This is a genomic window from Enterobacter cloacae complex sp. FDA-CDC-AR_0164 (assembly GCF_003071645.1).
Lineage (GTDB): Bacteria > Pseudomonadota > Gammaproteobacteria > Enterobacterales > Enterobacteriaceae > Enterobacter > Enterobacter ludwigii.
Window position 1 is genome coordinate 1062392 of record NZ_CP028950.1, and the last position, 12272, is coordinate 1074663.

Here is a 12272-nt window from a genome sequence, read left to right on the forward strand (position 1 = left end):
GAGAGGGCGAGGCGTATGGATGCTAAACCGCGCGTATCAGCGATCGTAATCGTCTTCTAACCGGCGTTCATCTTCTTCTAACTGACGTCTGTCATCATCCAGCTGGCGTTGACGCTCATCCAGACGGCGACGGCGATCCTCCAGTTGCCTGCGGCGATCGTCATACTGACGGCTGTCGGTCTGGCGGCTGCGATCGTAGCGATCGTCGTCGTCATCGCTACTGCGACTGCTGCTGGGGTTATAGGCATCGTTGATCGCCTGCTGAATATTGCCAATGGCTTCATCAATAACATCGGCGTGAGCCAGTTGGCTGGTAAGTGACAGCAGACCAAATAACAGAGCGGTAGAGTAACGTTTCATAAGACCAGACTCGCAGGTGGACTGGCCTTACGGTAATGAACAACAGCTGGCTGGGGTAGCGGAGGAATCTCATTTCTGCGCCTGTTCAATCACCCCTATCGCTTCCACTCTCACCTGATGTCTCCCGCCCTCAAATTCTGCATTGAGCCAGGCATCGACAATCATTTTTGCCAGCTCAAGGCCAACAACACGTGAGCCAAATGCCAGTATATTGGTGTTGTTATGCTGCCTTGAAAGCTGCGCAGAATAAGGCTCACTACATACCACTGCACGAATGCCGGGGTATTTGTTGGCCGTAATAGAGATCCCAACGCCGGTACCACAAATTAAGATGCCGCCATCAACTTCACCGTCGAGCAGGGAGGTCGCAACAGCGCTGGCATAATGCGGGTAATCGGTGCGTTCGGGCGACCAGGTGCCCTTATCCACCACCTCTACGCCACGCCCACGCAGATGGGCCAGTATGTCCTCTTTCAGTATGAAGCCAACGTGATCGCAACCAAACGCAATCCTTTTCATGATTTGCCTCTCAGTGAGTAAACTTTACGAACGCGATGTATTTTGTGATTTAAGACCGGTTAGTTGTGCAATAAAACCACAAAACCATCGCGTTCTGAGCGTGTTCTACACCCCTGAGGATCGCATTTCAACCCTGACCTGATGGTTAAGTTTGCCTGTAAGTCTTAGGCCATTAAATGCCGAAGAAATTAAGTAATTGATTTACAACGAATGAAGCAACAACACACAGCCAAAAACTTCACAACCAATAAAACTTTATGAATTTATAAATACTGTGAAGTTGGCAACATATTTCCCGGGAAGGTTGTGATGATATAGTGTCGTCTTCATTTTTAAGGACAACAGAGAGCGATGAGTCAGTCAGAATTTGAAAAAGAGCTGCCTAATGGCATCGGTCTGGCACCTTACCTGCGTATGAAACAGGAAGGGATGACCGACAACGAGAGCCGTATCGTCGACTGGCTGCTTCAGCCAGGTAACCTGAGCGGTGCGCCGGCAATTAAAGATGTTGCCGAAACACTGCTGGTCTCGGAAGCGATGATCGTCAAAGTAGCCAAGCTGCTCGGGTTTAGCGGTTTTCGTACTCTGCGCGCAGCGCTTGTGGACTACTTCTCTCAATCCGAGCAGGTGCTCCCCGCTGAACTCGCCTTTGATGAAGCGCCACAGGATGTGGTTAATAAAGTGTTCAACATTACGCTTCGCACCATTATGGAAGGCCAGTCGATTGTTAATGTGGATGAAATTCATCGCGCAGCACGTTTCTTCGCTCAGGCTAACCAGCGCGATCTGTACGGCGTCGGTGGCTCTAACGCCATTTGTGCCGACATCCAGCACAAGTTTTTACGTATCGGCGTGCGCTGCCAGTCTTATCAGGACGCCCATATCATGATGATGTCAGCATCGCTGCTGAAAGAGGGAGACGTAGTGCTGGTGGTAACACACTCAGGACGCACCAGCGATGTGAAAGCCGCAGTAGAGTTAGCGAAAAAGAACGGTGCGAAGATTATCTGCATTACCCATAGCTATCATTCACCCATTGCCAAACTCGCTGATTATATTATTTGTTCGCCAGCACCAGAGACCCCTTTATTAGGGCGTAACGCCTCCGCGCGTATATTACAACTCACACTATTAGATGCTTTATTTGTATCCGTTGCACAACAGAATATTCAACAGGCCACACTCAACATGCAAAAAACCGGTGCTATTGTGGATTTCTTCTCCCCTGGCGCCCTGAAGTAACGATAAAAGGTTGATCCCGTATTAACGGGATCAACAAAAATATACCCTACATTGAGAACACTGCTATGAATAAATATCTGAAATATTTCAGCGGCGCCGCTATGGGCTTAATGTTATCTACCAGCGCATTTGCTGCCGCAGAATATGCGGTAGTATTAAAAACATTGAACAATCCATTCTGGGTGGATATGAAGAAAGGGATCGAAGATGAAGCAAAAACCCTGGGGGTAAGTGTTGATATTTTTGCTTCGCCGTCAGAAGGTGATTTTCAGTCTCAACTGCAGCTTTTTGAAGACTTGAGTAATAAGAAATACAAAGGCATTGCCTTTGCCCCACTCTCCTCGGTCAACCTGGTGATGCCCGTCTCACGCGCCTGGCAGAAAGGCATTTTTCTGGTCAACCTCGATGAAAAAATCGATATGGATAACCTGAAAAAAGCCGGCGGTAACGTTGAAGGTTTTGTCACGACGGATAACGTAGCCGTTGGGGCAAAAGGCGCAGGCTTTATCATTGATAAACTCGGTGTGCAGGGCGGTGAAGTCGCGATTATTGAAGGGAAAGCCGGAAATGCATCGGGAGAGGCACGCCGCAATGGCGCGACAGAAACCTTTAAAAAAGCAAGTCAAATCAAGCTCGTTGCCAGCCAACCCGCCGACTGGGATCGCATTAAAGCCCTGGATGTCGCCACCAACGTTTTGCAACGCAACCCGAATTTGAAAGCCTTCTACTGTGCAAACGATACCATGGCAATGGGCGTGGCACAGGCGGTGGCAAACGCCGGTAAAACAGGAAAAGTACTGGTCGTTGGCACGGATGGCATTCCTGAAGCACGTAAGATGGTCGATGCCGGACAAATGACCGCCACCGTCGCGCAGAACCCAGCGGATATTGGTGCCACGGGCCTGAAGTTGATGGTGGATGCGGCGAAAACCGGCAACGTGATCCCCCTAGAAAAAACGCCTGAATTCAAACTGGTTGATTCGGTTCTGGTGACGAAATAACTGATATCCGGTGCGGTCAGAAGCCCACACCCCAGCTCTCTCCCACAGGATGAGAGGGAAAACATAAGGAGTAAACATGGTCACGCCATATATCTCAATGGCGGGGATCGGCAAATCCTTTGGTCCGGTTCACGCATTAACGTCGGTTGATTTAACTATTTATCCCCACGAGATTCATGCGTTATTAGGGGAGAATGGCGCCGGTAAATCAACCTTAATGAAAGTATTGTCGGGAATACATGAACCGACCAAAGGAACTATTACTATCAACGAGGTAAATTACGACAAGCTCGATCATAAACTGGCAGCACAGTTGGGCATTGGCATAATTTACCAGGAACTTAGCGTTATCGATGAATTAACTGTTCTGGAGAATTTATATATTGGCCGTCATCTGACGAAAAAAGTCTGTGGCGTCAATATGATCGACTGGAAAGAGATGCGCATTCGCGGCGCAATGATGCTTTTACGCGTGGGATTGAAAGTCGATTTAGATGAAAAGGTGGCGAATTTATCCATCAGCCACAAGCAAATGCTGGAAATTGCAAAAACATTAATGCTCAACGCTAAAGCGATCATTATGGATGAGCCCACATCGTCTTTAACCAATAAAGAGGTGGATTATCTTTTCCTGATCATGAATCAATTACGTAAAGAGGGCACAGCAATTGTGTATATCTCGCATAAGCTCGCAGAAATCCGCCGCATTTGCGACCGCTTTACCGTGATGAAAGATGGAAGCAGCGTCTGCACGGGCATGGTGAGTGATGTCACAAACGACGATATTGTGCGCCTGATGGTGGGCCGCGAGTTGCAAAACCGCTTTAACGCGATGAAAGAAAGTACCGGCAACCTCGAACGCGATACCGTGTTCGAAGTGAAAAACGTCACCAGCCGGGACAAGAAAAAAGTACGTGATATCTCGTTCAGCGTGAACCGCGGTGAAATCTTTGGCTTTGCAGGACTCGTCGGCTCAGGCCGCACCGAGCTGATGGACTGCCTCTTCGGGGTGGATAAACGCGCTAGCGGTGAAATCCGTCTCAACGGTAAAACCATCTCCCCACACTCGCCGTTGGATGCGTTGAAAAAAGGGATGGCCTACATCACTGAAAGCCGTCGGGAAAACGGCTTCTTCCCCAACTTCTCTATTGCTCAGAACATGGCGGTCAGCCAAAGCCTGAAAAATGGCGGCTACAAAGGCGCCATGGGCCTGTTTCGCGAACATGAAGAGCGCAAAACTGCTGAAACGCAGCGCCAGCTGCTGGCGTTAAAGTGCCATAGCGTGGAGCAAAACATCACTGAGCTCTCAGGCGGAAACCAGCAGAAGGTGCTGATTTCCAAATGGCTGTGCTGCAACCCGGACGTCATCATTTTTGATGAACCTACCCGCGGCATCGACGTCGGCGCAAAGGCCGAAATCTACAAGGTGATGCGCCAGTTGGCTGACGAGGGCAAGGTCATCCTGATGGTGTCATCCGAGCTACCTGAAATTATCGCCGTCTGCGACCGCATCGCCGTGTTCTGCGAAGGGCGACTGACGCAAATCCTGACCAATCGCGACGACATGGGCGAAGAGGAGATTATGGCATGGGCATTACCACAAGAGTGAAACGCGATATGGACGAAAAAAAACCGTTTAATTTCGCGCTGTTCTGGGACAAGTACGGCACCTTTTTCATCCTCGCGATCATCGTTGCCATCTTTGGCACGCTGTCGTCGGAATACTTCCTGACCACCAACAACATCACTCAGATTTTTGTCCAGAGTTCGGTGACGGTGCTGATCGGGATGGGCGAGTTCTTTGCCATTCTGGTGGCAGGTATCGATCTGTCCGTCGGGGCGATTCTGGCGCTGTCCGGGATGGTGACCGCAAAGCTCATGCTGGCCGGCGTCGACCCGTTCCTGGCAGCGCTCATTGGCGGCGTGCTGGTTGGCGGTGCGTTAGGCGCGATCAACGGCTGTCTGGTCAACTGGACCGGGCTGCATCCGTTCATTATCACCCTGGGCACTAACGCCATTTTTCGCGGCATTACGCTGGTGATTTCGGATGCCAACTCGGTATACGGCTTCTCGTTCGACTTTGTAAACTTTTTTGCCGCCAATCTCTTAGGTATTCCCGTGCCGGTGATCTTCTCGCTGGTAGTGGCGGTGATCCTCTGGTTCCTCACCACCCGTATGCGGCTGGGACGCAACATCTACGCGCTGGGCGGTAACAAGAACTCGGCGTTCTACTCCGGTATTGACGTGAAGTTTCATATCCTGGTGGTTTTCATTATCTCCGGTGTGTGTGCAGGGCTGGCAGGCGTGGTGTCAACGGCACGACTGGGGGCAGCAGAGCCGCTGGCTGGTATGGGCTTTGAAACCTACGCCATTGCCAGCGCCATTATCGGGGGAACCAGCTTCTTTGGCGGTAAAGGGCGCATCTTCTCTGTCGTGATTGGGGGGCTCATCATCGGCACCATCAATAACGGACTCAATATTTTACAAGTACAAACCTACTACCAACTGGTGGTGATGGGCGGGTTGATTATCGCCGCTGTCGCCCTCGATAGATTGATCAGTAAGTAAGGAATTGACGATGAAAATTTCCCCCTCCCTGATGTGTATGGACCTGCTGAAATTCAAAGAGCAGATCGAATTCATAGACCAGCACGCGGACTACTTCCATATCGATATCATGGACGGTCACTTTGTGCCCAATTTGACGCTATCACCGTTCTTTGTCAGCCAGGTGAAGAAGCTCGCCACCAAACCGCTGGACTGCCATCTGATGGTGACGCGCCCCCAGGACTACATTAGTCAACTGGCACAGGCCGGAGCGGATTTCATCACCCTGCATCCGGAAACGATTAACGGTCAGGCCTTCCGCCTGATTGACGAAATTCGCCGTCATGGCATGAGAGTCGGTCTGATCCTCAACCCTGAAACGCCCGTTGAAGCGATGAAATATTACATTCACAAGGCGGACAAAATTACGGTCATGACCGTCGATCCTGGCTTTGCCGGGCAGCCTTTCATTCCGGAAATGCTCGAAAAAATTGCCGAGCTGAAAGCCTGGCGCGAACGTGAAGGGCTGCGCTATGAGATTGAGATCGATGGCTCCTGCAATCAGTCCACCTACAAAAAACTGATGGCCGCCGGGGCTGATGTCTTTATCGTCGGGACGTCAGGACTGTTCAACCACGCAGAGAATATCGACGACGCATGGCAACTGATGGCCGGACAGATTCTTTCGGCAAAGAACGAGGCCCTTCCTCATGCAAAAACAGCCTGATGTCGTTGCCGGAGTGGATATGGGCGCTACCCATATCCGTTTTTGCCTGCTTACAGCCGAGGGGGCCGTGCTGCACTGTGAAAAACACCGTACAGCAGACATTATCCGTTCAGGCGTCATGTGCGGCGTCGCAGAAATGATCGTTGCAAGGCTTCGCCACTATCAGGTTCGCTGTCGGGGTCTGGTGATGGGTTTTCCTGCGCTGGTCGGCAAAGACAAACGCACCATTATCTCGACACCAAACCTGCCATTACAGGCAACAGACCGACGGGACCTGGCGGGCAAACTGGCAGACGCGCTGGGATGCCCGGTCGAATTCTACCGTGACGTTAACCTCCAGCTCTCTTTTGATGTTATGCAGCACAACTTGCAGCAACAGCAGGTTCTGGCAGCCTATCTCGGTACCGGCATGGGGTTCGCCATCTGGCTGAACGGCGCGCCCTGGACAGGTGCACACGGGGTCGCGGGCGAGCTTGGACATATTCCGCAGGGCGATATGTCACGCCATTGCGGTTGTGGTAACACAGGATGTCTGGAAACCGTCTGTTCCGGTATTGCCCTGAAACAGTGGTATGAACAACAGCCCCGTGATTACGCGATTGGCGAGATTTTTACCTCAGCGTGTCATGACCCCTTTGTCATACAGCTCTTAAATCATGCAGCCCGAGCCATTGCCACCAGCGTAAATCTCTTCGACCCGGATGCGGTGATCCTCGGCGGCGGCGTGATGGATATGGTCGATTTTCCACGCGACGCGCTGATTGCCAGAATTAAACAGCATCTGCGCCGTCCGCTGCCGTATGAGGCAGTCCGTTTCATTACAGCATCATCGTCATCCTTTAACGGTGCTCAGGGGGCGGCGACCCTGGCTCTCAGCCAGTTCCTGTCATCACCTTGCGCAACGCCTGCGCCAGCTGTACATGGGTAAAAGGCTTACGCAGTAACGCCACGTCCGGCAGTTGCGGGTTATGCGTCGGACGCAGATCCTGGCCGCTGATCAGCAACACCGGAAGCTGCGGATAATGGCTGCGCACATGGTTGATCACCTCGGCGCCGCTGAGGTTGCCGGGCAGCATTAAATCGCTAATAAACATGCCAATATCCGGTGACGCGTCCAGCATCTTCAGGGCCTGTTCGCCGTTGTCCGCTTCAATCGTCAGATAGCCCAGCTGATGCAGCTGCTCGCACAGGGTCTGGCGGACATCGGCTTCATCTTCCAGCACCAGTACCAGGCGTTCATTTTCAACGGCAGCCGCGGCGGCCTGGGTCTCATCAGCAGAACGAACAGGCAGCGTCGAGCGTGGCAGATGCAGCCGCACGGTGGTCCCCTGCCCTGGCGCGCTTTCGATCTCCACGCGCCCACCGGACTGGCGTACAAAACCGTAGACCATCGACAGGCCTAATCCGCTACCGCTCCCGGTTTGCTTGGTCGTGAAGAACGGTTCGAAGACCCGGGATTTGACCTCCTGCGACATTCCACTTCCCCGGTCAATAACCTCCAGCGCCACCATATCCTGCCTGCGTCCGTCACTGCGGGTCACGCGCTGATTCCACGTGCGGATCTTAATAACCCCCGTCTGTCCCTCCATCGCATCGCGGGCGTTCATCACCAGGTTAATAATGGCGTTTTCCAGCTGGCTGACGTCTATCCACGCCGGCCACGCCGGTGATTGCGCTTCAATTTCCAGCGTCAGGGTGGCCGGCAGCGAGTGGTACATCAACTCCCGCAGGTTCTCGAGCAGCGGTTTCATCTCTACCGCGTGCGGCGTCAGGGATTGCTTGCGGGAAAACGCCAGCAGGCGCTGGGTCAGCACCGCACCACGCTCGGCGGCCTTGAGTGCCCGGGTGATACGCGGGGCGTCATGTGAGTCAGGATCGGTGAGTTCCAGACTGCCAATGATCACCGCCAGCAGGTTGTTAAAGTCATGCGCCAGACCGCCCGTCAGCTGCCCGACGGCCTTCATCTTCTGGCTGTGCAGCAGCGCCTCTTCCAGCCCCTGACGCTCGATGCGGTCGATCTCCATCTGCGTGGTTTTTTCTTTCAGCAGGCGGGTGGTGTGGACAAGCGAGGCGGTGTTGCGGGCAAAAACGTTAAACGCTCGCGCCAGCTCACCCAGCTCATCACGGCGCTGCAGCCCGGGGACGGAAACATCCTGCTCGCCGTGAGCAAGGCGCGACATCGCCCGGGAGATGGCCGTCAGGTTGGAGGCCAGATTACGGTAGATATACCAACAGGCGCACCCGGTGATGATCAGCGCCAGCACGGCGAACACGCTGATAAATACGCTGATGGAGCGCAGCTCCTGGTGACTCTGGGCAGTACGCAGCCGGGAGGCCTGCGCCACCTGTTCAACGTACTGATTGATGTCGCTGTTTAATATCGCCACCAGCGCCTTGATGTGGAACATATACCAGCTGATCGCCAGATCGCTCTCCTCCAGCTGCGTCGAGAGCGGAACAAGCTTGTGAAGCTCGGCATTAAAATCGGGCAGGATAGCGTTCACCACGGGCTGCGTCACGCTTCGGGGCAGCGTTGCCGTCACGGCATCCAGCTGCTGAACCGTGGCGCGCGGCGAGGGCGTTTCAATAGCGGCGATGATGAGCCTGTCCATTTCCATAAGCTGTTGCGCATCCGGGACGTTGCTGGCGTAACGGCGGTTGATGTCCTGCAGATGGCGCAAATAGCTCTGGCTTTGATAGAGCGCGCTGAGAAGCGCATTACGCTCCAGATGACGCCGCTGCCCGCGCTCCAGCATGCCCGTCACGCTCTGCTGTAACTCATTACTTCTCTGAATAATTCGCGCCACCAGCGCGGGCTCCTGTTGCGCCAGTGGCGCATCGGCAAGCTGTTCCAGCGAGTGACGCAGCGCCATCTGCGTCTGCTTCAGGCGCTCGGCTTCGCCCTTGTATTCCAGCGCGCCTACAACTTGCGAGAGCCGCACCGCCGCCGTTGCCACATTGGCGGTATCGCGGGCGAGGTTCATGCTGCCGGTCATGTCATCCAGCGTCTGCTGCTGCACCTGTTCCTGGATCTGGCTGGCATGACGAAAGCCGAGCACCGCCACGCCGCTGACCATCAGCGTCACCGCCACCACCAGCAGATTAAAAATCAGCAGGCGACCACGGGCGCTGGCAAAGAAGGGCGGACGGTGTGATGGCATACGGTAAGCTCCGGTGCAATGTGATGCCCTCACCCTGGCCCTCTCCTGCTGAGAGGGAAAAAGCGGGGAATTGTGATGTAAGTTAACTATTCATAACTATGACAAATATGAACGGCTTCTGACATTTTGCATTTACCAACCTGTGATGAAGTGCGGATATCGACATTCAAGGAGATCCGCCATGAGCAGAACCCCGGTACTGGAGATGCGCAACATTGCCAAAACGTTTGGCCATTTCCACGCGCTCAAGGGTGTGGATTTGACGGTGTACCCCGGTGAGATCCACGCGCTGATGGGGGAAAACGGCGCAGGAAAGAGTACCCTGATGAAGATCCTCGCGGGGGCCTATACCGCCACCAGCGGCGAGATCCTGATTGACGGACAGCCGTTTCACATCAAAGGGCCAAAGGATGCGCTGGCCGCGGGTATCACCCTCATTTATCAGGAGATGCAGCTTGCCCCCAATCTGACCGTCGCTGAAAACATTTTCCTGGGCAGCGAGCTGTCGCGCGCGGGGCTGGTACAGCGCAAAGAGATGGCCGCACAGGCGCAGGCGGTGATTGACCGTCTGGGCGCGCACTTCAAGGCGACCGACCTGGTAATGAGGCTGACCATCGCCGAGCAGCAGCAGGTTGAAATTGCCCGCGCGCTGCACCGCAACAGCCGCATTCTGGTGATGGATGAACCCACCGCCGCCCTCTCCTCACGTGAAACCCATCGCCTGTTCGAGCTGATACTGCGCCTGCGAGAGGAAGGAATGGCGATTATCTATATCAGCCACCGCATGGCGGAAGTGTATGAACTCTCCGATCGCGTCAGCGTTCTGCGTGACGGGCAGTACGTCGGTAGCCTGACGCGCGACAAACTGAACGCCTCTGAGCTGGTGAAGATGATGGTCGGCCGTCCGCTAAGCGATCTGTTTAACAAAGAGCGCGATATCCCGCTCGGCAGCCCGCGTCTTAACGTGCATCACCTTACCGACGGCAAGAAAGTGCTCCCCTGCAGTCTGCAGGTGCGTTCCGGAGAAATTGTCGGGCTGGCAGGTCTGGTGGGCGCCGGACGTTCCGAACTGGCGCAGCTGATCTTCGGCGCGCGCAAAGCCACGGGCGGCATGATTGAGGTCGACGGCGAACCGGTGGTGATCCACTCCCCGCGTGCCGCCATCGACAACGGGATCGGTTTTCTCACCGAGAACCGCAAAGAACAAGGGCTGTTCCTCGAGCTGGCCGCACAGGAGAACATCACCATGGCGACGCTGGAGCGCGACGCCACCTTCGGCATGCTGAATCGCAAAAAAGCGCAGACCATTTCTGACGATGCAATCGCCCTGCTTAACATCCGCGTGCCGCATTCACAGGTCCGCGCGGGTGGCCTGTCCGGGGGCAATCAGCAAAAGCTGCTTATCTCCCGCTGGGTGGCCATCGGCCCACGCATTCTGATTCTGGATGAACCGACGCGCGGCGTCGACGTCGGGGCGAAAAGTGAAATCTACCGCATCATGAACCAGATGGCGCGCAAGGGCGTGGCGATCCTGATGATCTCCAGCGAGCTGCCGGAAATCGTCGGCATGAGCGACCGCGTCTATGTCATGCGTGAAGGCAGCATTGCAGGTGAACTTCACGGGGCAGAAATTTCACAGGAAAACATCATGACGCTGGCGACCGGCGTGAACGACTCTCCTCATCAGGCGGTGCAACTATGACAAATTCAACCCATCCGCAGCAGGTGGCGAAGTCCGCCTCTGCCAAAAAAATGCTGATGAGCGATCTGATGCAGACGGTCGGCATTTTGCCCATCTTGATCCTGATTGTGGCGGTATTTGGTTTTATCGCGCCTAACTTCTTTACCGAAAGTAATCTGCTCAATATCACCCGCCAGGCGTCGATCAACATCGTGCTGGCCGCAGGGATGACCTTCATCATTCTGACCGGCGGGATCGACCTCTCCGTCGGCTCCATTCTGGGCACCACGGCCGTGGCGGCGATGGTGGTGTCGTTAATACCTGAGTTCGCCATGCTTTCTATTCCGGCAGCGCTCATGCTCGGCCTTGTGCTGGGTTTGTTCAACGGCGCGCTGGTGGCTTTTGCCGGGCTGCCGCCGTTTATCGTGACGCTCGGTACCTATACGGCACTGCGCGGTGCGGCTTATCTGCTGGCGGACGGTACGACCGTCATTAACTCCAACATTAACTTTGAGTGGATCGGCAATAACTACCTTGGACCCATTCCGTGGCTGGTGGTGATCGCGCTGGCGGTCATTGTGCTGTGCTGGTTTATTCTGCGTCGCACCACGCTTGGCGTTCACATTTATGCGGTTGGCGGCAACATGCAGGCGGCGCGTCTGACAGGCATTAAGGTCTGGCTGGTGCTGTTGTTTGTGTACGGCATGAGCGGGCTGCTCTCGGGCCTGGGCGGCGTGATGAGTGCCTCGCGTCTCTACAGCGCCAACGGCAACCTGGGCATGGGCTACGAGCTGGATGCGATTGCGGCGGTGATCCTCGGCGGTACCAGCTTTGTTGGCGGGATCGGCACGATCACCGGCACGCTGGTGGGGGCGCTGATCATCGCCACGCTTAACAACGGCATGACGCTGATGGGCGTCTCCTACTTCTGGCAACTGGTGATCAAAGGGGCGGTGATCATCATAGCGGTGCTGATCGACAAATACCGTACCCGACACCATCAAAGTGCATAACAACAATACCCTACAAGCGAG

Annotated in this window: 11 protein-coding genes; 8 read left to right on the top strand and 3 right to left on the bottom strand. The window is 54.6% G+C overall.

Annotation, left to right across the window (positions count from 1 at the left end; translation table 11 throughout):
• Positions 1–36 precede the first annotated feature (36 nt).
• Complete coding sequence (yjdP, locus tag AM410_RS05215; RefSeq protein ID WP_014168254.1) at positions 37–360, bottom strand: DDRRRQL repeat protein YjdP; 324 nt, start codon at positions 358–360, stop codon at positions 37–39.
• 69 nt (positions 361–429) lie between these two features.
• Positions 430–879 carry a bifunctional allose-6-phosphate isomerase/ribose-5-phosphate isomerase RpiB gene (gene rpiB, locus AM410_RS05220; protein WP_032681899.1) on the bottom strand — a complete coding sequence of 150 codons (450 nt, stop codon included), beginning with the start codon at positions 877–879 and terminating at the stop codon, positions 430–432.
• Between the two features lie 351 nt (positions 880–1230).
• On the opposite strand from rpiB, the gene AM410_RS05225 reads away from it, so the two are divergent.
• The 6 genes from AM410_RS05225 (at position 1231) to alsK (ending at position 7324) form a co-directional block, all read left to right on the top strand.
• Positions 1231–2121, top strand: coding sequence for a MurR/RpiR family transcriptional regulator (locus AM410_RS05225; RefSeq protein WP_014168252.1), 891 nt, complete (start codon positions 1231–1233; stop codon positions 2119–2121).
• Between the two features lie 65 nt (positions 2122–2186).
• Positions 2187–3122, top strand: a complete 936-nt coding sequence (gene alsB, locus AM410_RS05230) for a D-allose transporter substrate-binding protein (RefSeq protein ID WP_014168251.1) — start codon at positions 2187–2189, stop codon at positions 3120–3122.
• A 76-nt stretch (positions 3123–3198) separates the two neighbouring features.
• On the top strand, positions 3199–4731 hold the full coding sequence (gene alsA, locus AM410_RS05235) for a D-allose ABC transporter ATP-binding protein AlsA (protein WP_073397721.1): 1533 nt from the start codon (positions 3199–3201) through the stop codon (positions 4729–4731).
• Positions 4710–5690, top strand: a complete 981-nt coding sequence (alsC, locus tag AM410_RS05240) for a D-allose ABC transporter permease (RefSeq protein ID WP_014168249.1) — start codon at positions 4710–4712, stop codon at positions 5688–5690. Before alsA ends, alsC begins: the two co-directional genes overlap by 22 nt.
• Before the next feature lie 10 nt (positions 5691–5700).
• Positions 5701–6396 carry a D-allulose 6-phosphate 3-epimerase gene (gene alsE, locus AM410_RS05245; RefSeq protein WP_020882821.1) on the top strand — a complete coding sequence of 232 codons (696 nt, stop codon included), beginning with the start codon at positions 5701–5703 and terminating at the stop codon, positions 6394–6396.
• Positions 6380–7324 carry an allose kinase gene (gene alsK, locus AM410_RS05250; protein WP_025206375.1) on the top strand — a complete coding sequence of 315 codons (945 nt, stop codon included), beginning with the start codon at positions 6380–6382 and terminating at the stop codon, positions 7322–7324. Before alsE ends, alsK begins: the two co-directional genes overlap by 17 nt.
• Here alsK and AM410_RS05255 read toward each other — a convergent pair.
• Positions 7269–9557, bottom strand: a complete 2289-nt coding sequence (locus AM410_RS05255; protein WP_108647610.1) for an ATP-binding protein — start codon at positions 9555–9557, stop codon at positions 7269–7271. The two genes, alsK and AM410_RS05255, sit on opposite strands and share 56 nt — an antisense overlap.
• Positions 9558–9738: 181 nt before the next feature.
• Between AM410_RS05255 and AM410_RS05260 the strand changes: the two genes are divergently transcribed.
• Together AM410_RS05260 and AM410_RS05265 are read left to right on the top strand one after the other, a co-directional pair.
• Entirely contained in the window at positions 9739–11259 is a 1521-nt protein-coding gene (locus tag AM410_RS05260) for a sugar ABC transporter ATP-binding protein (RefSeq protein WP_108647612.1), read from the top strand.
• Entirely contained in the window at positions 11256–12251 is a 996-nt protein-coding gene (locus tag AM410_RS05265) for an ABC transporter permease subunit (protein WP_014168244.1), read from the top strand. The genes AM410_RS05260 and AM410_RS05265 overlap by 4 nt, the downstream gene beginning before the upstream one ends.
• Positions 12252–12272: the final 21 nt, after the last annotated feature.